15 protein-coding genes and 1 tRNA gene are annotated in these 22,726 nt (G+C 47.6%); 5 read left to right on the forward strand and 11 right to left on the reverse strand.

Annotated features, from left to right (window positions below; all coding sequences use genetic code 11):
• Window positions 1-26 precede the first annotated feature (26 nt).
• Genes J3P40_RS07560 through J3P40_RS07575 form a run of 4 tightly spaced genes read left to right on the forward strand, consistent with a single transcriptional unit; the run spans window position 27 to window position 4,375 of the window.
• Entirely contained in the window at window positions 27-482 is a 456-nt protein-coding gene (locus tag J3P40_RS07560; RefSeq protein WP_256004283.1) for a deoxycytidylate deaminase, read from the forward strand.
• Between the two features lie 8 nt (window positions 483-490).
• Window positions 491-2,020, forward strand: a complete 1,530-nt coding sequence (guaA, locus tag J3P40_RS07565; RefSeq protein ID WP_256004284.1) for a glutamine-hydrolyzing GMP synthase — start codon at window positions 491-493, stop codon at window positions 2,018-2,020.
• Window positions 1,977-3,209, forward strand: coding sequence for an ABC transporter substrate-binding protein (locus J3P40_RS07570; protein ID WP_256004285.1), 1,233 nt, complete (start codon window positions 1,977-1,979; stop codon window positions 3,207-3,209). Before guaA ends, J3P40_RS07570 begins: the two co-directional genes overlap by 44 nt.
• Window positions 3,206-4,375 carry an RsmB/NOP family class I SAM-dependent RNA methyltransferase gene (locus J3P40_RS07575; RefSeq protein ID WP_256004286.1) on the forward strand — a complete coding sequence of 390 codons (1,170 nt, stop codon included), beginning with the start codon at window positions 3,206-3,208 and terminating at the stop codon, window positions 4,373-4,375. The genes J3P40_RS07570 and J3P40_RS07575 overlap by 4 nt, the downstream gene beginning before the upstream one ends.
• Here the strand turns inward: J3P40_RS07575 and J3P40_RS07580 are convergent, their stop codons facing one another.
• The 3 genes from J3P40_RS07580 to J3P40_RS07590 all read right to left on the reverse strand — a co-directional run bounded on the left by J3P40_RS07580 (window position 4,376) and on the right by J3P40_RS07590 (window position 8,973).
• Window positions 4,376-4,945, reverse strand: a complete 570-nt coding sequence (locus tag J3P40_RS07580; protein ID WP_256004287.1) for a MarC family protein — start codon at window positions 4,943-4,945, stop codon at window positions 4,376-4,378.
• Window positions 4,946-5,055: 110 nt separating this feature from the next.
• Window positions 5,056-6,570, reverse strand: a complete 1,515-nt coding sequence (locus J3P40_RS07585; RefSeq protein ID WP_256004288.1) for an amino acid permease — start codon at window positions 6,568-6,570, stop codon at window positions 5,056-5,058.
• A gap of 111 nt (window positions 6,571-6,681) precedes the next feature.
• Window positions 6,682-8,973 carry a sodium-translocating pyrophosphatase gene (locus J3P40_RS07590; protein WP_256004289.1) on the reverse strand — a complete coding sequence of 764 codons (2,292 nt, stop codon included), beginning with the start codon at window positions 8,971-8,973 and terminating at the stop codon, window positions 6,682-6,684.
• A gap of 290 nt (window positions 8,974-9,263) precedes the next feature.
• On the opposite strand from J3P40_RS07590, the gene J3P40_RS07595 reads away from it, so the two are divergent.
• Window positions 9,264-10,679, forward strand: coding sequence for an APC family permease (locus J3P40_RS07595; protein ID WP_256004290.1), 1,416 nt, complete (start codon window positions 9,264-9,266; stop codon window positions 10,677-10,679).
• On the opposite strand, the gene J3P40_RS07600 is transcribed toward J3P40_RS07595, so the two are convergent.
• The 8 genes from J3P40_RS07600 to J3P40_RS07635 all read right to left on the reverse strand — a co-directional run bounded on the left by J3P40_RS07600 (window position 10,672) and on the right by J3P40_RS07635 (window position 22,615).
• Window positions 10,672-11,460 carry a hypothetical protein gene (locus J3P40_RS07600; RefSeq protein WP_256004292.1) on the reverse strand — a complete coding sequence of 263 codons (789 nt, stop codon included), beginning with the start codon at window positions 11,458-11,460 and terminating at the stop codon, window positions 10,672-10,674. The genes J3P40_RS07595 and J3P40_RS07600 overlap by 8 nt on opposite strands.
• Before the next feature lie 224 nt (window positions 11,461-11,684).
• The gene (locus tag J3P40_RS07605; RefSeq protein ID WP_256004294.1) at window positions 11,685-13,229 is read right to left on the reverse strand and encodes a serine/threonine protein kinase; all 1,545 of its coding nucleotides are present in this window, start codon (window positions 13,227-13,229) and stop codon (window positions 11,685-11,687) included.
• Window positions 13,230-13,246: 17 nt separating this feature from the next.
• Window positions 13,247-14,530: a serine/threonine protein kinase gene (locus tag J3P40_RS07610; RefSeq protein WP_256004296.1), complete on the reverse strand. Its 1,284-nt coding sequence runs from the start codon at window positions 14,528-14,530 to the stop codon at window positions 13,247-13,249.
• Window positions 14,530-15,330 (reverse strand): FHA domain-containing protein, encoded by an 801-nt coding sequence (locus J3P40_RS07615; RefSeq protein ID WP_256004298.1) that lies wholly within the window; start codon window positions 15,328-15,330, stop codon window positions 14,530-14,532. Before J3P40_RS07615 ends, J3P40_RS07610 begins: the two co-directional genes overlap by 1 nt.
• Window positions 15,314-19,333: an FtsW/RodA/SpoVE family cell cycle protein gene (locus J3P40_RS07620; RefSeq protein WP_256004299.1), complete on the reverse strand. Its 4,020-nt coding sequence runs from the start codon at window positions 19,331-19,333 to the stop codon at window positions 15,314-15,316. Before J3P40_RS07620 ends, J3P40_RS07615 begins: the two co-directional genes overlap by 17 nt.
• A 2-nt stretch (window positions 19,334-19,335) precedes the next feature.
• Complete coding sequence (locus tag J3P40_RS07625) at window positions 19,336-20,808, reverse strand: PP2C family protein-serine/threonine phosphatase (RefSeq protein ID WP_256004300.1); 1,473 nt, start codon at window positions 20,806-20,808, stop codon at window positions 19,336-19,338.
• A gap of 92 nt (window positions 20,809-20,900) precedes the next feature.
• Window positions 20,901-21,848, reverse strand: a complete 948-nt coding sequence (locus tag J3P40_RS07630) for an FHA domain-containing protein (protein WP_256004301.1) — start codon at window positions 21,846-21,848, stop codon at window positions 20,901-20,903.
• A gap of 693 nt (window positions 21,849-22,541) precedes the next feature.
• Window positions 22,542-22,615, reverse strand: a tRNA-Ala gene (locus tag J3P40_RS07635).
• Window positions 22,616-22,726: the final 111 nt, after the last annotated feature.

A 22,726-nucleotide genomic window follows, 5' to 3' on the forward strand; every position in this document is an offset into this window, starting at 1 on the left:
TCGTTCCGGGGCTTTTTAATTATAAAATGACAGAAAAACCCAGTTTCAATCATATTTTTATGAACCTGGCCTCCGAGCTGGCCTTACGTTCACATTGCGTACGTGCCCATGTAGGTGCCGTTTTGGCCAAGGATACCAGAATCATATCGATCGGTTATAACGGGCCCCCTGCCGGTACGCACAATTGCGATGAAGAGTGGCCTAAAACAGGCTGCGCGCGTGATTCCAGAGGCAGTTGCTCGCTGGCCCTTCATGCCGAGGAGAATGCCATTTTGTATGCGGTTAAAAACGGTTCAAAAATATCAGGCTCAACTTTATATACCACACTGTCGCCCTGCATCGCCTGTGCCAGGTTAATTTTATCCTCCGGGATAAAAACCGTGTTTTATCGGGATTCCTATGCAGAATATAAAGGGCTCCCAAGCGATGAAGGCGTGGATTTTTTAGAGCGGTTCGGCGTCGAGGTCATTAAATTTTCTTAACTTTGGCCATGCTAGAAAAAATCATCATTCTCGATTTTGGTTCCCAATATACACAGTTAATAGCCAGGAGAGTACGCGAGTTAAATGTTTATTGCGAAATTCATCCATTCAACAATGTTCCAGAGATAGGTGCCGATGTTAAAGGTGTCATCCTGTCCGGTAGCCCATATTCGGTAAGACAGAAAGATGCACCTCAGATCAGTCTGGAAATGTTCCATAAAAAGTTTCCGGTATTGGCCGTTTGTTACGGTGCGCAATACATCGCTCAGCATTCCGGAGGCGAGGTTCAGCCTTCATCAACCAGGGAATATGGTCGTGCACATTTAAACTATGTTGCATCAGAAAACAAACTCTTCAGGAATATCCCTGCAGAGTCGCAGGTTTGGATGTCTCACGGCGACACCATCACCAAGGTGCCTGATAACTTTGAGCTGATCGCCAGCACAAGCAGTGTAAGAGTTGCAGCATACCAGGTCAAAGATTCCGATACCTATGCCATACAGTTCCACCCTGAAGTTACACATAGTACAGATGGAAAGCAGCTTCTGCAAAATTTCCTTGTCGACATCTGCGGATGTAAGCAGGAGTGGACAGCAGATGCATTCGTGGAAACAACCATTGCATCACTTCGTCAGAAACTGGGCGATGATAGGGTAGTGCTCGCATTGTCCGGGGGGGTAGACTCCAGTGTGGCGGCTATCCTGTTGCACAAAGCGATCGGTAAAAACCTGCATTGTATTTTCGTCGACAACGGTTTGCTCCGTAAGGGCGAATATGAAGCGGTTTTAGAGCAATACAAGCATCTTGGATTGAACATTAAAGGTGTCGATGCGAAAGAGCGTTTCTTGGGGCAGCTTGCCGGCGTTTCAGATCCCGAATTAAAGCGCAAGGCTATCGGCCGGGTATTCATCGAGGTATTTGATGACGAGGCTCACCTTGTTAAAGACGTGATTTGGCTGGCGCAGGGAACCATCTATCCGGATGTAATTGAGTCGGTCTCTGTTAAAGGTCCGTCTGCAACGATCAAGTCGCATCACAACGTCGGTGGCTTACCTGATTTCATGAAACTCAAGGTGGTAGAACCCCTAAATACACTCTTCAAAGACGAAGTCAGAAGAGTAGGACGTTCGTTAGGATTGGAAGACTTTATCATTGGACGTCATCCTTTCCCTGGTCCGGGCCTGGCCATTAGAATATTGGGCGAAGTAACAGCTGAGAAAGTAGCCATTCTGCAAGAGGCTGACGCCATTTACATCAATAATCTGAAAGAAGCCGGACTATATGACAAAGTTTGGCAGGCGGGGGCCATCTTCCTGCCGGTTCAATCCGTGGGTGTGATGGGCGACGAGCGTACTTACGAAAATGTCATTTGCCTGCGTGCCGTCGAGTCTGTAGATGGCATGACGGCCGACTGGTGCCATCTTCCTTATAACGTACTCGCAAAGATCTCTAATGAGATTATTAATAAGGTAAAGGGAATCAATCGCGTAGTGTATGACATCAGTTCAAAGCCACCTGCTACTATTGAGTGGGAATAGATATCAGTTTCTTGTCTTATTGTGCCTCTTAATATCTGCGTGTTCACCAAAAGTTCAGCAGGCAGAAAATAAACCGGCACAGGTTGGCGCGCAAAAAAAGGTAATTGAAGCCAAACCAGTAGAGAAATTTACGCAGGCAAAGATCGCCTTGCTGGTACCTTTCAGGCTTGAATCTGTGAATCTTCGGACGGCTACCAAAGCAGATGTCGATAGATCTGCCATGGCTATCGACTTTTACCAGGGATTCAAACTTGGGGTCGACTCAGCCGCCTCGTCAGGGCTTAATTTCACGCTGAATGTACATGACACGGGCGACAGTCAGGCCCAGCTTGAACGCATAATCACCACGGGTCAGTTAAGGTCTGCGAATCTGATCGTCGGACCGGTGTTTCCCGATGGGCTTAGGCATCTAAAGAACTACAGCGTAGACAGGGGCATTCCTATCGTCAATCCGCTGGCGGCAACGCACCCGGCAGAGTTCAACAACCCTAACCTGATTTCAATTGTGAACAACATAAATCAGCATGCAGCCAAAATCGTCAATTATATCGTTAAGCGGTATGATCCGGCAAATACGGTTGTGGTATTGATTAGCCGGAAGGATCCTGACGACGAGATTATGGCTACGCCGCTTAGGATGCTTTTCCTATCAAAAGGTAGTAAGTTTTCTTTTCAGGAGTACGCTTCGGTATTCACCATGGAAACCAAGCTTATCAAGCAAAAAAAATATGTCGTTATTGTCAGTTCTTCAGCACGCGACTTCGTTGCTCCAACAATCGACAAGCTGGTAAAAATGAAAAATGTCGGGCTCAACGTCGACTTGTACGGGCATCCCGATTGGGTTAAACAGAATTATACTGTCGATAAGCTCCAGCTCCTGCGCACGGCTGTTACTTCATCTTACCGGGTCAACTACACCGATCCGAGGGTTAACCAGTTTGTGAAGAAGTATCGTGCCCTTTACCAGTTTGAGCCAGATGAATTCGCTTTTAAAGGTTTTGACATCGGGTTCTATTTTGGGAAGATGCTGTCTAAATACGGCACCGACTATGCAAAACATTTGTCTGCGGAAAAATATACCGGACTGCACAACCGGTTCGTATTTGACTTTGATGAAGCACTCGGATATATGAATACAAGCCTGATGCTTTTACGGTATCAGAACTACCAGTTAAGCGAGCTTGAATGAAAATCCATCACCAGCTACGGGCATTTCAGCAGATTTTAGAACGCTACAAGGGCGACATCCCTTTGCATCGCTTTCTCTTTGGTTATTACAAGCAAAATAAGCAAATGGGCTCTTCCGACAGACGTTGGGCCACACGCTATATTTACAGCTATTTTAGATTGGGTAATGCCATGGCCACACGAAGTCAAAATCTAAGGCTGGCTGTCGCCGATTTTCTGTGCAATGACACACCCAGTCTGATCGTTGAAAGCGAGCTGCCTTTTTACGTCGACCAAATGAAGTCTGCTCTCCATGATAAGCTCAATCTGCTCACTGAAACCTTCCCGGATTTCAATCTGCAAGACGTCTTCCGCTTTCAGGAACACTTAAGTGCCGGTGTGGATCGTGCGGCTTTTGCGGCGTCGCATTTTATACAGCCTGATCTTTTCATACGCGTTAAACGTAGCTACATGCCACAGGTGCTCAACGAACTATTAGCACACGAGGTGCCCTTCCGGGAGCTATCTGAAACGACAGTGGCTTTGCCAAATGGTACCAAGCTAGAGCAGATATTGACGGATCAGACGCTCTTCGAGGTGCAGGATCTATCTTCTCAGGAAACGGGCAAATATTTCGAACCTGGCAAGTGGGAATACTGGTGGGACTGCTGTGCGGCATCGGGGGGCAAATCGCTTCTTCTGCACGATTCAGAACCTACCGTTCAATTACTGGTAAGCGACCTGCGTTCCAGTAGTCTTGACAACCTGGAAGAACGCTTTCGCGCCGCAGGTATCAAAACGTATCAGAAAAAGGTACTTGATCTCCTGCAAAATAACGAGCAGGTTCTTCATCATTACGAATTTGACGGCATCATCCTGGATGCGCCGTGTTCAGGCTCCGGAACATGGGGGCGTACACCCGAAATGCTCCATTACTTCGATGCCAATAAGATCGAGGCATTTGCAGCGCTGCAAAGGGCGATCGCGACCAACGTTTGTAAATACCTCAAACCGGGCGCCCCGTTGATTTATATCACGTGTTCTGCATTCATGCAGGAAAATGAAACTTCAGTAAAGTGGCTCACTGAAAACCTTCCGCTTTCCCTTGAAAAGGCAGAAGTCATTAAAGGCTATGACCACAAAGCCGATACCATGTTTGTTGCCCGACTGATCAAAACCGAGGCATAGTTACAGGCCGGTGTTATTCCTGAACAGTTTGATCGCTATGGCAAGCAGTATGATGCCAAAGGCCTTTCTGAGTACGTTCAAACCAGATTTTCCAAGCAGCCGCTCAATACGGTTTGTATTTTTAAGAACAAAATACACAAAAAGCATATTTACTACAATTCCGACAATGATGTTTTGAGTCGCATACTCTGTCTTAAGTGAAAGCAGGGTAGTCATGGTTCCTGCCCCGGCAATTAAAGGGAAGGCCAGCGGAACGATAGATACTGTTTCAGGTGCGTCGCCTTCCTTGAAGATGGTAAGACCTAATACCATTTCCATCGCAATAAAGAAGATGACAAATGAACCGGCAATCGCAAATGAAGCCACGTCGAGCCCAATCACTTTAAGTAACGATTCGCCCGCAAACAAGAAGATGATCATTAATATCGTTGCCACTATGGCCGCCTTCTCAGACTGTATATGCCCCGCTTTTTTCCTAAGTTCAATAACCACAGGGATGGAGCCCAATATATCAATGATAGCAAAGAGGATCATTGAAGTAGATAATATCTGACTAAAACTAAAATTCATATGTCGGCATATAGTGAGTAAATATAACCATTTAGGATATTGTATTGCAGATAAAAAAAGCCGCTTTTCAAATTGAAAAACGGCTTTAATTTTTTCACCCTTATCCCCGATTAATCCAGTTTCGGCGCAGGTGGGTCTTTAGGTATTACCGTTTTACCTGTATTATTTAGCACAGAGTGCTTGCGGCTGTAACCAAAATAAATCACAAAGCCCAGAGCAAGCCATCCGAAAAGTCTTAACCAGTTGGTCCACCCAAGGCCAAATATCATTGCACCACACACCAGAACGCCTAGTATAGGAATTACGGGTACCCATGGCGTCTTAAACTGGCGTGGCAAATCAGGATCAGTTTTCCTTAAAATGATCACCGCTACGCATACCAGCATAAACGCAAACAAGGTACCAATGCTCGTCATATCGCCAACTACATCGCCTGGTACAAAAGCAGCGAAAAGCCCCACCAGGATCAATATAAAGAGGTTTGCTTTGTACGGGGTTTTATATTTACTGTGAAGGTCGCTGAATATCTTTGGCAGCAAACCATCACGGCTCATTGAATAAAATACCCGGCTCTGCCCAAGAAGCATAACAAGGATAACTGAAGAAAACCCGGCAAGTATCGCTACTGTTACCAGTTGCGCAAGCCAGCCGTAACCGGTCATGTATTCGCTTATCGCCGCTACTACGGATGCTTCACCACCTTTTGTTCTAAAGAACTCGACTGGTGCGATCCCTGTAAGGACATGAGCAAACAGGATATAAAGCAATGTACATACAGCAAGAGAGCCCAAGATACCTATCGGCATAGCAGTCTTTGGATTCTTTGTCTCCTGAGCAGCAGTACTCACCGCGTCAAAACCGATAAAGGCGAAGAACACTGTTCCTGCCGCTCCAAGAATACCCATGATGCCGCCAAAAGAGTGACTGATACCGGCACTGTCAACGTACTCACCAGCAGGCGGGATATAAGGCGTATGATTTGCCGCATTCACAAAACCCCAGCCTAAAACGATGATCAATATCACGATGCTCACCTTGGTAATCACGATCAGCCCGTTTACGAAGGCAGATTCCGATGTTCCTTTAATCAGCAGGAAGCTCAGCAATGTAACGATAAATAGTGCAGGGAGGTTCATGATACCTGATGTGCCGTCAACAGAGGTCTGCAATGGGGAATGGCACCATTCGTAAGGTATAGGCGCAACATGCAACACCTCCACCAGCAGTTTATTTAGGTATTCGCTCCAGGCAATACCTACAGTAGCTGCCCCAACAGCGTACTCAAGAACAAGGTCCCAGCCAATTACCCAAGCCATAACCTCACCCATGGTGGCGTAAGTGTAGGTATAGGCACTTCCCGAAATCGGGATAGATGAAGACAGTTCCGCATAGCACAAACCAGCAAGCGCACAGCCTATTGCAGCGATAACAAAACCAATCGTAACTGAAGGACCCGCGTTTTGTGCCGCAGCGGCCGCGGTGCGTACAAATAAGCCGGCACCAATAATCGCCCCAATACCCAAGGCCACCAAAGCACCCGCACTTAAGGTACGTTTCAAACCCTTGCTCGTTTCGTCTGCTTCCGCAAGCAGCAGATGCATGGGTTTTTTCTTAAATAAACTCATATTTTAGGTTTGTCTAGTTTGTTAATGAATAAAGTTTCAAACGTAAATAAAATCTGTTTAAAAATAAAGGGGATTTTGTCTCAAAACCCCCTTTGTTTTCTTAAACTATCGCTATTGAGCGTCCGTTTCGTCCGGCAACGAAGCTTGTACAGCTCTTTCTAACGAATCCATTTGTTTTCCTACCTGTTTTTGCATCGAATGCATGCTTTTTTCAAGTTGCATCACTGGAGCTTGCATAGATAGCCGCTCACTCGCAGATACAGCAATATAAGGTGCTATAACCAGGGAGACAATCGACATAAGTTTGATCAGGATATTCATTGAAGGTCCAGAAGTATCTTTAAAAGGATCACCAACAGTGTCGCCCGTTACGGAAGCTTTATGTGGCTCAGATTTTTTGAAATGCATCTCCCCATTAATTTCAACACCCTTTTCGAACGATTTTTTTGCGTTATCCCATGCACCACCAGCATTGCTCTGGAAGATTCCCATCAATACGCCCGATACGGTAACTCCGGCTAAAAGTCCGCCAAGGATTTCTGCCGAACTTACTTCCGGGAATACACCTTTGAAACCGAATCCCACGATAATCGGAACCAGGATCGCGATAGCGCCCGGCAGCATCATCTCACGGATAGAAGCATTAGTCGATATGGCGACACATTTTTCATATTCCGGTTTAGCTTTGTACTCCATAATACCCGGGATATCACGAAACTGTCTGCGAACCTCCCTAACCATATCCATAGCGGCTTTACCTACGGCTGCAATGCATAAGGCGGAGAATATAAACGGTATCATAGCGCCGACAAACAAGCCCGCCAGCACCGGTGCTTTATAAATATCGATGGCCGATATCCCCGCAACACCGACAAAAGCGGCAAACAATGCCAGTGATGTAAGTGCTGCCGAGGCGATTGCAAAGCCCTTTCCTGTTGCAGCAGTGGTATTGCCAACCGCATCCAGATTATCGGTGCGCTCGCGCACCTCAGGGGGAAGTTGGCTCATCTCTGCAATTCCGCCTGCGTTATCGGCAATCGGTCCGAACGCATCAATCGCCAACTGCATAGCCGTAGTGGCCATCATACCAGCGGCTGCAATAGCCACTCCGTAAAGTCCGGCGAAAGCATAGGAAAGAATTATTCCCCCCGCAAGCACCAGGATAGGGGCCACGGTAGATTTCATACCCACAGACAAGCCTCCGATAATATTCGTAGCATGCCCGGTGCCCGACTGCTGAATGATAGAATTTACAGGTCCTTTACCCATTGCGGTGTAATATTCCGTGATAATACTCATCAGCGTGCCTACAACCAAACCGACGATAATGGAATAAAACACATCCAGACTTGAAAAATCCACACCTCGTAAGTGAAGCTGTTCAGGTAACATCCCTTTCACAACAAAAAACGAAGCAATAGCCGTAATCACTATAGAACCCCAGTTGCCTAGGTTCAATGCATTCTGAACATTGGATTCCTCACCCTTGATGCGGACGAACCATGTACCTATGATCGAAAAGATAATGCCGAGCCCGCAGATAACCATTGGCAATAAAACGGGCGACATGCCATTGTAATCGTCAGTTACCTGAATTTCCTGTCCCAAAACCATCGTCGCCAGTATAGTTGCCACATAAGATCCGAAGAGGTCGGCACCCATACCTGCCACGTCACCTACGTTATCACCCACATTGTCAGCAATGGTTGCAGGGTTTCTCACATCGTCTTCCGGGATACCAGCTTCCACCTTACCCACCAGATCGGCACCCACATCAGCGGCTTTGGTGTATATACCACCACCCACACGGGCAAACAAGGCTATCGACTCTGCGCCAAGTGAAAAGCCGGTCAGCACCTCAATAGCGGTCTTCATTTGCGTGCTGTTTGCTTCAACAACGCCGAAAATGTTCAGGAATACAATAAACAGACCGCCCAAACCAAAAATAGCCAGTCCTGCTACACCAAGTCCCATTACAGCACCGCCGGTAAACGATACCTTCAAGGCCTGCTTTAAACTTGTACGGGCAGCTTGCGTGGTTCGTACATTCGCTTTGGTCGCAGCCTTCATGCCGATGTAGCCAGCCGTAGCTGAAAAAACAGCACCGATAATAAAGGCAATGGAAATAATCCAGCTAGAGTGGAGTTCTACTCCGTTTATCTCATGCACTGTGCCCGAATAGGCCAGGAGAGCAGCCGTAACAAGTACAAAAATGCTCAGGACACGCCATTCCGCTTTCAGAAAAGCCATTGCGCCGTCGGCGATGTAGCCGGCCAGTTCCTGCATGTTTTTGTCGCCCGCATCCTGCTTGTTTACCCAGGCACTTTTAACCGCCATCACCACAATACCCGCAAGCCCCAGTACAGGGATGAGATAAATTAAATTCTGTTGTAAAAACTCCATAAATGTTCTCGTTTAAATTTCTGATAGGTCTTTAGATATTTGGTTGTTTTAGCCCTACCCTCTATTCAAAAGAAAATCAATCGAATACGGGGTGGTGGGCTATTGCAAAAATAGCGGTGTTTGCGTAATTACCAAATTTTTGAGGCTGCGACCGCAAATATTTATTTCGGCGGTCCAATCCGTCCGATTTATGCTAAAAATGATTCACATACAGCGCATTGAACTTAACTGACTTTTAAATATATTAGCCCAGAAAATATTCAATAAAGGTAGTTTTAGCAAACAAACATATGGAAGCACAGTCGCACGACGGCACGTTTAAAAGAGAACTTGGGTTACTCGACGGAACCATGCTTGTAGTCGGATCAATGATAGGGTCGGGCATCTTTATTGTCAGTGCGGATATCGCACGCAATGTAGGTTCGGCGGGCTGGCTGATACTCGTATGGGTTCTCACAGCGGTTATTACCATGATCGCCGCAGTCAGTTATGGTGAGCTAAGTGCAATGTTTCCAAAAGCCGGTGGACAATACATCTACCTAAAAGAAGCTTACAACAAACTCATAGCCTTCTTGTATGGTTGGAGTCTCTTTGCTGTCATACAAACCGGAACCATTGCAGCTGTCGGCGTCGCATTTTCAAAGTTTGCCGCATACCTCTACGAACCTTTCAGCGATGAAAATATACTCTGGACAGCAGGCTCCTTCCAGCTCAATGCCGCCCAGATCGTATCTATCATCACCATTGTGCTGCTTACTTATTTGAACAGCAGGGGAGTTAAAAACAGTAAGATGCTGCAGACTATCCTCACCATCATTAAGATATTATCACTATTTGGTCTCATTGTTTTTGGATTCAGCCTGGCAGCAAGTTCCGAAGTATGGAATGCCAACTGGGCCGACGCCTGGCAGCCACGTGCTTTCGACACCAGCTCCCTGAGTTGGGCAGATGTGAGCGGTACCCTCCTTGTGTCAGGTATTGCTGCAGCCATGGTAGGTTCCCTCTTTTCCAGCGATGCCTGGAACGGAGTTACTTTTATTGCCGGAGAAATCAAAAATCCCCAGCGCAACGTCGGATTAAGCCTCTTTCTTGGAACTTTTATCGTCAGTGTGATTTATATCCTGGCCAACCTGATGTATATCTCCGTTCTTCCCCTGAACGAAATAGCCACAGCAAAATCTGACCGGGTTGCAGTAGTGGCCGCTCAGTCAATTTTCGGGCCTGCAGGAACCATCATTATTGCCCTCATGATTATGATATCCACCTTTGCGTGCAACAACGGACTTATTATGGCAGGGGCTAGGGTATATTATACTATGGCCAAAGACGGGTTGTTTTTCAAACAGGCAGCACGTCTAAATTCAGCAGATGTACCCGGACGCGCACTGTGGGTACAAAGTGTTTGGGCCTCCGTACTATGTCTCACCGGGAAATACGGTGCATTGCTCGATTTTGTGGTGATTATCGTGCTCATCTTTTATATTCTGACTATATATGGGATTTTTATCTTAAGGCGGAAAATGCCAGAGGCCGAGCGGCCCTATAAAGCGTTTGGCTATCCCTTTTTTCCTGCCTTCTATATCATCACCGCATCCGCACTATGCATTGCCCTGCTGATATTTAAGACAAGCACATGCGGATGGGGTGTTGTGATTATGTTAATCGGAATTCCGGTCTATTATTTAACCGGCCCCAAGACTAGTTAAATTCTGAGATATCGACAACCCTGTCCTGGCCAGGCTTGAAGAAATACACGCTGGTATTGCCTTGTTGCTGCCAGGTATAGTTCTGCTGCACCTCCCTGATAATATTGTTGGCCTGTTCAGGTCTATAAGGCACGTTTAACGTTTCATTCGCAACATAATTCACCTGATATAACGAGTTAGGCGTTAAAAAAACCAGTGTCGTCCGGTCAGGAGAGTGTGTAAGAAATTCACCTTGTATGCGCTCTTCTGGATTTTGTCTTTTAAGCACATATACTTTCGCATTTACATTGGCTACAAAGAAGTCATTGTTCACTACGTAACCATTGCGGCCAATCTGGTTAATTCCCTTTGTAACATCTTTGTCGCGCTTGCCGTTTGAAGCCCTGTAAAGGCTGGCCACATCAAGCTTGCCGTCGTTAAAGGCAACGATAAAAAAGGGTGCGGTAAGTCCCGAGTTATCCGCCACCTGCACCAGCATCGCCGTTTTTTGTGTATTGATAAACTCTGCAAAGCCAAATTTTTCAGCAATAGCCCCAGTATCTGATTCGCCCATCTGGATTCTAACAAGTGTATCCCTAAACTTAACCGTATACACTGGTTTGCCGTCCGAGCCGGCATCTTCCCCCTTATAAGGATATATTTTCAGAACACTATCAGGAGCGCTGCTGTTAAATTTCTCATTTACTGTCAGCGGCCGGGCCACATAAGTAGCGCTGGTGTCACTTTTACCACAGCTATACAAAATAGCCGATAAACCGATCAGGTACAATACTCTCTTCATCAGAATAACTGTTTTAATGGTGTTTTAATTGGTTAGTTTTTCTGTAAAAATAGAATTTGCCCCGAATTGTGCCTAAGAAAATCTGAAATAAAAGAGAAACAGGGATAAGCTAAAAGCTATCCCTGTTATTAAAGATGGTTGACCCACCACAGATCAACCTAAACCAAACAAACCGAATATATAACGTGAGGCACTATAAAAAGTTTTAAAAAAACTAAAAAAAATTATGGAACCTCTTTCAGGTCGGCTTTATTAAGCCAGCCTTTTGTAACCTCGCCATCATTATTCGTGTGGGTTACATAAATAAAACCATTCTGTTCATCTACTACGCTAAACTTATTCATGGTCCATAAACCGAACACCCCGCGCTTAGACGCATCCGTTTGAGGGGCATCGTAAAAGAACAGGGTGCCTTTGGGCAGCTGATAACGAACACCTTCACTAACCAGTACAATGTCTTTGTTTTTTGACGTGTTTTCTTTTGGAATTGCAGACTGCTGCTCCGTTGGCTGCTCGGCACCCATTTGCGCCTCATAGATTTGTTTAAGACTGTCTACATCCGTGCTGCCCTGTAGCGCTGCCGTATCTGTAATGATAGGCTTAATGGTATTTACCGTGTCTTCCGGTATCGTTTCCGCGACAAGCGATGTCGTATCTGGCGTATTGCTCAGACTATCTGTATAGTATGCAAGCTGCCGCTGATTAATATCGTTCAGATAGATAGAATAAGCCGCAAATAACGTGAGCGCAACCAGCGCTAATACCATCACGTAGAATATTGGCTTGGAAACCCTCACCGCCTCTGGCGAGGCCTCCTCAGGTTCGGGTAAAGCCATGCCAGGGGTCTCCATAGGTGGTGCGACAAGCTCTCTGTGATGAATCAGCGCATTTTGAAGCGCCATGCCGTCTGCATACCTTTTTTCAGGAAGCTTTTCCAGGCACTTCCTGATCAGATTAAGAAGCCGGGCCGGCACGTTCATCTCCTCAGCTTTTGTTTCAGCCGACCAGCCCTCGGGGATGTTCTGCCGCCGCAGGTCCAGCAGGTCGGGCACCGGCTTTTCCATATGGGAAAGCATCACTGCATTCCGGTGTGTCTCACTGTTGTTGATCTGTGGGAAGGGTACTGAGCCTGCAAGCAGTTCATACAGAATTACACCATAACTATACACATCCGTCTGAAAGAACATTTCTCCATCATGCTGTTCGGGCGCCATAAACTCAACCGCACCGGCATAGCGTATGCTACTCCGCCGCTGCTCGTCCGACATGATCGACAAGCCAAAGTCAAATAAAATATAATTGCCCGTTGCCGTGTTGAACTTCACGTTATTGCTCTTGATATCGCCATGTTTAACACCCACTTTATGGCAATGTGCTAAAGCGCTGGCCAGGTGCTCGGCCACCTTAATCGTTTCCCTTATTGTAAATACGGGCTCATGAGGAGGTTTCAGCAGATCACCGAGATCTGGCCCCTCTATATAGTCCATTTCTATGAACGGGAAGGAGCCACTTTCGGTGAGCCCGTAATTCATGATCTTAACTACGTTCGGGTTCGGAACCTCATTTACCTTCTTTAGCTTTTCCACCTCATTTTTAAACGTGCGGTAGTTCCTGTCCGACATGTCCTCCGATAGGATCGGCGTAGGCAATATCTTTACGGCAGTAATGATTTCGCCCAACCGCTTACCCTTATACACAGAACCTTGTCCGCCCGTACGCAGCGCACCCAGGTTTTCAAGCCCCTCTGCTATGGTAAATACTTTGCTCATAGTTTGAATATTATTTTCTAAAAATAAGGTACATCATCAACTAATCCATCTTTTGTCCGCCTATTTTTCTTCGGATCCTTACGCTTTTTATTCACAGGTGGCGGCTGCACAGCCGTATTCCGCACTGTATCACTTTTAGGCGCGGCTGCCGTATCAGCCAATTGCTGTGCCTGGGTGCTGGTGTCAGGCAGAACTCCATTTTGGGGCAAGTCAGCCCGATCGTCGAACAATGCAGCCACACCTAAAAAGCTTAACATGACAAGTATTAAGGCCGTTGCGGCTATCCACCATTTTGCTTTATCCAACCTTTCATACCGTTTCACCGTAGCCAAAAGCTTTTCATTCTGCTCCTTGTAAGCGTCAAGCATGATGGCCGCATCCTCATTCCGATCGGCAGCTTCCATATAGCTGCAAATAGTCTCATAAAGTTCCGCGCCATTGGCGAACCGGTTCTCCGGGCGCTTTTCCAGGCATTTGTAAATGACCTGCAGCAACCAGGGTGGAACCCGCATTTCGTGACTTCGCTTGTCGTCCGACCAGCTTTCAGGCAAGCGCGCCTCTCTCAAAGCCAGCAGATCCGGTATCTCTTTTTCTATATGCGCAAGCATCACCATGTTGCGCGAGGTATCGTGACTGTTAATCAGCGGGAAGGGTACAGTACCAGCAAGCAGCTCATATAAAATAATACCATAGCTGTAAACATCGCTTTGGAAAAGCATTTCGCCTTCATGTTGCTCAGGAGCCATAAATTCGACGGCTCCAGCGTTCCGCAAACTCGTTCTGCGCTGCTCGTCCGACATCACGGCCAGACCAAAATCCAGCAGTACATAGTTGCCTGTGCTCGCGTTAAACTTCACGTTATTGCTCTTTATATCACCGTGCTTCACGCCCACACGGTGACAATGCGCCAGCGCAGCGGCCAACTGCTGGGCAAGCTTCAAGCTTTCCCTGATGCTGAACACAGGCTGATGCGGCGGTTTAAGTAATTCCTCCAGCTCGGGGCCCTCGATATACTCCATCTCTATAAAAGGGAGGGCACCGCTCTCGGTGAGGCCCGAGCTCAGGATTTTCACGACATTCGGACTTGGGTTTTCGTTAACCTTCTTAAGCTTTTCCACCTCATTCTGGAAATCCCGGAAATGTTTGTCCTCATGATCCTCCGAATGGATGGGCGTAGGCAACAATTTTACGGCGGTAATAATGGCACCCGTTCGTTTACCTTTATACACAGAACCCTGGCCGCCTGTACGCAGCGCTCCCATGTTCTCGAGCCCTTCCGTTATCGTAAATACTTTCGCCATCAGACTGTCGCAGATTGGTGTGAGCTATAACTAAATTCCAGCACGGCCGACTCGCCCAGAATAATCTGATCACCCTCCTGCAGCGCATGTCCCAGTTCAGTAAAGGTCAGTTTCACCGGGTTATGCTCCGAGGGCGATTTTACCTTTACCTTGTTCCTTGGCGGTACGCCACCATCATCGGCAAACAACATGAAGGCAGCGCTCTCCTCATTCCAAATGATATGTGCGTGCTGTCGGCTCACATACTTATTGGCCTGGTTGCTGCTGCCGTCCGGAAAGGCAATGTGGTTTTCACGCACAAAGCCATCCTGATCCTGCGCCAACCGTTCCCTGCCGATGTTAATACGTCCGTCGGCAGCACTTATGGTATATTCTTGTTGTTCCGCTTCGCCGTTCAGAACGCGCAGAAAAGCGGTGTCCGACTTTTGTGTAATGGTGATCTCCGGCATTTTAATGCAGAGTGCCACATCCAACTGATCCATTTTCACAGCGCCTTCTGGCAATTCATCCAGAAAGGCAATATCCAGCGTCCAACGTTCGGGCAGGTCAATAGCAAAATCATCCGCCAGCCGCTGCAGCTCCTGTTTAAAGCGATTCTCTTCCGCTGAGAAAACCGCAGCGTCGTATAGGTAACGCTCTTCCGGCAAACAGGCGATGCACAGCTGCAAGCCTTTTATCGACCGTCCTTCGCCGCCCTCCATCTTCTGCATCTCCTGTTTTATGAAAAACAGCATGGCTTCCCTGATCGCTTTTATATCCCTCGGTTTATCCGGGGTGTTCTTATTAAAAAGATTGAACATACTCATCGGCTTTAATCTTATTTGCTGTTTGCTTTTTCTTACCTTTTTCCAATTCCTCTTTAAAATCCTTGATATATCCCAGCTTAAGCAGGGCAGGGATCACATGCTGGCCAGCAAGTAACACCGCTTTGCTGGAACCTTTGGTCGATTCGATCCGGATGCAGGTTACCACATGACCCCGGCCATCCTTCTTGGGCGCAAAGAAAACGTACCAGCCGTCGTTAATCTGCTCCTGCTTCCATATCCGTTCCGGCGTACCCGTCTTTCCGGCAACATTCATTTTCAGCGTCCAAACCTTGCCCGCACTTTGCTTCAGCATATAATCTTTCATCAGCTCGGCATACTTTGGGTTTTCAGCAAGTTTTATACCCGGTTTCACCGAAGTCGCCGAATCGCTCACCTTTAATACGTAACGATTGTCAATCAGCGTACCGTTATTGGCCACGCCCATCGCCATCCGGGCCACAGCCGCCGGCGTGGCAATCAGCTCACCCTGTCCCCACGACATCCCAGATATCCCTTTGGCCCTCGTCCGGCGTATCCTTGCAGGATCGTAAGGCGGCTTTGTGTTAAATTCTGTCTTTTCCCAAAGCGAAAACCACTCCTTTTCCTGCTCAGCATTAACTGCACCCCTTTCATAATAATAACCGCCAACCCCGTGAAGAAACATACCTGTTTTCAGATAAAGACGAGCCATATCCTGCTCCAGGTGCTCCTCGTTGGCCAGCTTGATATAGTAAACGTTGTTCGACTTTACTAAGGCCCGTTCAAGACTAATCAAGCCAGTCTCATCAGGTTCGAGACCTTTAGTCCGGATTCTTTCATGCGCAGCCACCGGAAATTTTCGCTCGGCCGCCGCCAAACCCAACTTGTTAAACGCCGCCATGGTGGTCACCAGTTTGGCGGTCGACCCCGGCTGCGTAGCGTAAGTAAAACCAAGGTCGCTGTTGGTATACCATCCCGACAAGCGGTTTTGTTCTGCGGCGCTCATGGTCAGAAGCTCCCAATCCTTCACTGGTGGCAGCGGATACACCGCCGAGGTAAGCACATCGCCGGTGTTGTCTTCCATAATCACCACCGATACCCTGTTGTTCTGCAGCGAATCGTCTTTGGCTATCGACTGCTGTATCGTGGCCTGCAACCTGGCATCAATCGTCAGTTTCACATCGCGGTTACGTTTTTTGAAGGCATCCACATCGGCACTGTTAATGCCCGCCAGCAGGAGCGGGGCGAGAGCCGCGTAGTCGCGCTTACTCACCGTCATCTCTTTAACACCTCGAGGCAGGAAGCGGTTTTCGCGGTATTTACTAGCCTTAGTGCTAAACGAAGCCGTTGGTGTCCGGAAACCCCTGAGTTCCGCAGCGTGTTCGTACTCGGCAAAATAGCCGTTCGTACTGCCGGTAAACACACCGGTATTCATGTCGCCGGTCCAGAAGAACGTCTGCTCTTCAAAAGGGTAGTAGCGGTCTACCCGTTTATGTTCTGCCGAGTCCAGATTGTAATTTACGCCGGCTGCCTGCAAAGTTTTACGCTGCTTGCGCACAAAATCAGGATTGCTTGTAGCCAGTATGCGCCCTTTGCGATCGTACAACTGCCCCGCCTCCAGTTTATTCATTAAGATAGAGATGCGCGGATTGTAGCTAAACATGCGAAGCCCGCTGCGGTCGGCCACCAGAGCCGGGTGCACCACCCATCTTTTATTATCAATAATATAACGCGAAACCGTGAAAGTCAGCAGCAGTATCGCAATACTGGCCGACAACAAAGCGGGCACGAGGTTGCGGTCCTGCTGCCGGGTAATAAACTCCATCTGCACCGGAGTTCCCCTGATCACAGAGATGGAAAGCAACGCACCCGTTGCCAGCATGTTCGCCACCAGCGAGGAGCCGCCGTAACTGATAAAGGGTAGGGCAACGCCCGACAAAGGCAGGGCGCCTGTTGACCCCCCTGCGATCAAGAGGAACTGTACAAACATACTGATGCCAATGCCCGAACATAAATAGAAGAGGAAGGGCGTACCCGTCTGCCGACCAATCACTACAGCCCGGTTCAGGAAAATAAGGAACAAAATGAAAATACTAACCACACCTGCCCAACCAAACTCTTCACCTATAGCCGGAAGGATCATGTCCGTATGCGCCTCAGGTATATTCTTAGCGAAGCCCTCGCCAACACCCTGTCCGCTGATGCCCCCGCCAGCCATAGCCCATATACCGTTCGCCACCTGGTCGCCCCCATACACCTCGTTATTCCATGGATCCTGCCAGATCGACTTTCTCTCATTCAGGCGGTTCACCGGTCCCGGTATCAGTTTATTTAGATACGGAATCTGATCGATAAGCAGGAAACCAGCCATAACCATAATAATCATAATGGCCGATTCACTGGTGCGCTTTTCATAGAAAATCATCGCAAGCGTCAGTAACACAGCTGTAAGCAGACTGCCCAGCCAGATGTTCAGAAACCAAACCGACAAAGTATAGGTGATGATGGCTACCATCATCATCGCAAAATCGCCCCTTGAAAAGGAGAATAAAATAATAAATGTAAAGCATACCACCATCGCCGGACCCAAATCGCCCAGGGTGAGATACAGCAGAATGGCGAGCACCATAGCCACCAGCGCGAAAGAGAAGAAGTACCAGCGCTTGTGCCAGCTGCTGTATTCTGTGATGAACTTTTCATTGCTGGCGAAAAAGCCGGCAAGGAATAAAATAATGCCATATTTTACCAGTTCGCTGGGTTGAACACCAAACAGGTTTACCTTAACCCCGCTACCTTCCGGACCGCTGCCGAAAGCGACTGTTAAGCCAAGAAGAACGAGCGAGGCAATGGCCCATTGCCATCCGCTGGCCTTCCCGCTGCTCCGGCCAAGAATAAACATCCGGTAAAAGCCAGAGTCGACCGTAAGTCGCCTGAACTTAACCATCAGCATGACAATAATGCCGCCTATACCTATACCAAAAAACGTCAGTGTATCTCTGGCCAGAAAGCGGTCGCGCAATGGGTCCTGCAAACTGAGAAGAGAGATGAACGATAAGCCCGTCATGAGCATAATTACCGGAAGGAGCAACTGATCTGCCTGGGGAAACTTCCATGCCAGGATAGCCTTGAGCAGGAAGAAACCAAAGAAGAAGGATCCGGCAATAATGAGGAACCACTGATTAAACTCTTCCGGCGTCCGTACAATGAGTGAGCGTTCTTTTTTCAGAATTTTAAAATCCCTTGCCGAAAACAAGCGTATGCTATGCGGACTTTGCCGGAAAACAAAAGACACATCACTGTCGAGCACCTGTACGCCCTGCGAACGGCCAAACTGCGAGCCCGGCTGTAAAGGCAATACCTGGTAAGCCTTACCATCAGGCAGGTGCATAAAGGCATAGCTGCCATTCCCATCTGTACGTACATAAGCAGTCAGTCCCAGCGTCTTCACACCCACTTCATCTTCAGCGTAGGTGCTGTCCTGAGGCAACACCATGTGCAGCTTAACCAATACACCCGCCACCGGTCGGTCCAGCGAGTCCACAATCTTCCCGGTAATGCTGTATGCCCCCTTCTTCATATCCGCAACAGCAGGAAGCTTAGGCGGATTTGTACGCTCCTGCGTAAAACGCAGCGAATCTTCGCCCGTATAGCCCAGTAGCGCCCTCGAATCCAGTACCCGGCGCTTAAAACTTTTGCCACCCTCTGCAAAAGCCATATCGGCATCTACGAAATACCGACTCTTATTAATCTCGCCAACATTGTCGAGTACCAGTCCGGCCGGTTTACTGGCCGTTGCTACCACACGCTCCACCAGCGCCATATCGCGCGGGTCCTCAAAATAATAACCCTTCTCGAGCAACTGGCGCATTCGTTTTCCCGGTTGCTTGTCGTTCAGGTTTATCATGGTGCCGTTCCTTAAACGCGAGGGCACCTCGTCAAAACCATCCTGAAGGTGGTTATATAACGTAAAAAACAGTGCGCCTAAAACAATAGATATGATCAAAAACAGAAAGCGCATAGTTAATTCATCTTTTCAGGTAAGGAATCGGTTGTGAATGTGCTGGCGGGAACAGCTCCGCTAACGGAGCTGCCCGATGGAAAGCGAAATACGCTTTGCACAGCGTTGGGCGTGTTAATAAACCGCACCTTCCTGAATTCAAGCGCATTGCTGCCCGAGGCAATCGCCGTCGAAAAGTTCTGAAAGGTAAAGTTCTCCAGACGCAGGTGCTTGTTGGCCGGCCTCACATTGATCGGAATGCCTTTAAATGTAGAATCTGCCACCAACGTAATATTCTTTTCTGCAATCAGGTACAGCGTATCGCGATCAATCTGTAAGGGCTCTGTGATCTGTATCGGCGATTTAAACAGAGAATCCGTCAAGATCAGCACATTCTGGTTCAGCTTATTGATCGTGTCCTGCAACTTTTTCTCCTGTGCATTCCTCGGTGGCTTTATAACACTCAGTTTTCGCTGTTGCATACTGCGAAGTTCTGCGCGATTGTTCTGCCATAGCAAGTAAGCAATCACGCCGGCCATAGCAACACAAAGTATGGAGAGTAAAGTGATCCACCCGGTATTGCTGCGCACGGTCTTATGCCCCGCACCCTGTGTTGCCGAAAGCCTGTCGCCTTCCCACTGCACCGTCTTCGTTTCAGTGTTCTCAGCTTTGCCTGCGACCGGCGCAGGGACAGGACCCTGCTTTCGGCTTTTGCTTGCCGGCATGGCTGGTTCGTGTTGGGCCGACTGCTTATCATTCTTCACAAGCACTACTGTGATATTGTCCAGACCACCGTTCAGGTTTGCTGCCTTAACCAGGGCCTCCGCCTTTTGCTGCAGCGAAGCCGGACTGTTCAAAATGTCCGTCATCTGCTGCCGGTTCACCATATCACTCAGTCCGTCACTGCACACCAGCAACACATCACCAGGCAAAAAGGGGGAATGACCCGTTTCAATATAATCTTGCTGAGCGGCAATACTTACGCCGAAACCCAGCGCCTTATTAATTTCATTCCGCTTCGGGTGGCGCATGGCCTCCTCTTCGGTCAGCCGCCCACTATCTTCCATAAAGCCAACGAACGACTGATCTTTGGAGATCTTGACCAGCGAGCGGTCACGCAGCAGATACAGCCGCGTATCCCCAACATGGGCATACCAAAACTGATTTTTGTCCAGATCAGCTACCGCGAGGGTAAGCACACAGGCCATTTGTTCATGACCGTTGTTCTTGATTTTTTCAGCGCGTATATCCTCATCCGCGGCAATAATGGCATCCCGCATCAGCGCAGGATAATCCGCATTAGGACGGTTCAGGAATTGAATGATTGATTTTCTGGCAATAGCCGAAGCGATTTCGCCCCCGGCATAGCCCCCCACGCCGTCGATTACGCAGGCAATAACAACATCATTGTTTTTGGTTTTCTCCGCAATGAAAGTATCCTCATTGTTGTCCCTAACCCGGCCGGGATCTGTTAGTCCAAAATAACTCTTATCCATTCTTTTTTGGCGAATTTTTAATGTTCCTGAAGTGTGCAATCAGCAAAAGCACACAAATGACGAAAAGCGCAACCGCTAAAATCTGCGACATACTAAGATTTAAATATATTCATACCAATTATGCCGTTCAATATGATTCTCGAGTTTACCGGCAGTTCATGCCACTTAGGCTCGTCCACATCGCTTCGCTCCACCAATACCTCGTTTACAATTGTTTTCTCCCCGAAAGAAGCCAGATAGAACTTCTCTTCATCAGCCGCATAACGAATGCGGAGATGCGGTGTGTTTACCCATTCCGAAGGGATCCGGAAAACGCTCGATTCCTCGCGGGTCTCTTCATCGCCCGACACGGTAATTTCGGCTGCTTTCATCATATACTCCAGCTTTTTTCCCGTGTAAGCCTTATCAGGTATCGTCGTCTCAAACCTTGCAAGAACAGCGCTAACCGCCTGGGTCACCTTTTTCTCGTCATGTTTTAGCGTATCCACATACGGAATTTCATAGTACCCTTCGCTATAATAGATGAAGTCCTTCAATATATCATTATTGATATCAAACGTCTGTGCCATACCCGTTTGCCGCGGAATGAAAGTCACCCTCAGGTTTTCCTCCTGCTGATTGCTGTCGGGCAGCAACTTGCCGATAAAACCGATATCCCCCTTGCGGTAATCGGGGTGCGACACAAAGCGAAACACCCACTTGTTACTCGCAGGTTCCACCCGTTTCCCGCTTTCAACCATCTTATTCAAAATCTCATAAAATTTCTTCACCGTTTCATGCGCTACAAGTCCGAGAATCCCTTTCTTGTGTGCCATAAATTCGCGGTAATCCTCCACGTTCAGACAAATAATAAATTCATGATAAAAAATCACCCGTTCAGAGAAAGAAAGCTCGGAAATCGACTGCTCAAAACGGTCGATAATGTACTTGTATACCATATTCGGCGTAAGCGGCTTAGCATTGCCAGGTGTAGTCCCGTCATTGGTCAGAAACCAGTCCTGTATGCCTATGCGCTGCCAAAAGGAAGGTTTTGTCGTCATCGAAATGCGTAAATTGGTGATGAATGAAAGATAATAATAATGGTCTGTATTCTATTAACAAAAATCCGCTAATGATGTTTGCACTTCTATTCTTGCGAAACCTCCCTGGCCGGCTCCGTATGATGAGGCATCAGCCAGACTATATTTATCAGCTACTATGCAGAGTTGGATCAGCTATTCATCAGTCTGCGCTAACTGGATACTGAACAGTAGCTGTTTAGCGCCTGGCCAGTAGCTGGACAGATAGGCGTAGCAAGGCAAACACAAACCAAAAAAAAAGCCACTTATAAGGGGCTTTTTTGTTTTATTTTTGCTCAGGTTCAATCATAATTGCTTTTCATGAAGATATCACCTTTATGGCTCTCCTTTCTTTTTGCTTTTCTTTATGTCCTGATTGGTACAATTTGCTTGTTCTGTCTCGTTCCGCCCCTGTATAATACCTGGGTTTCAGTTGGTTTAGTATTAACATTACCTGTAACAGTGCTCAGTTTTGCCGTTATGTTTGCAGAGCGTGACGCTACAGTTTATGTACTTGTAATTCAGACGATCATGTTTCTTCTTACATGGTATATTTTGTACAAAAACCTGCCTTCGAAAGTTGGCCGACAAGGGCGTGGTAGGAGAATGATTGATTAACGTCGCTTGGATTAAAATAAAAAAGCCTCTCAGTCGAACTGAAAGGCTTTCTTCTAGTGGAGAATAGCGGAGTCGAACCGCTGACCTCTTGCCTGCCAGGCAAGCGCTCTAGCCAGCTGAGCTAATCCCCCGTGTGGCTGCGGCAACAAAACGTTACCAGAGTGGGGCAAAAGTAAGGATTTTTAAAAAGTATGCAAATTTAAATGTTATAATATCTATTTTACGACAATAATCGATCAGGG

Source organism: Pedobacter deserti, assembly GCF_024436415.1.
GTDB classification, from domain to species: Bacteria; Bacteroidota; Bacteroidia; order Sphingobacteriales; family Sphingobacteriaceae; genus Pedobacter; species Pedobacter faecalis.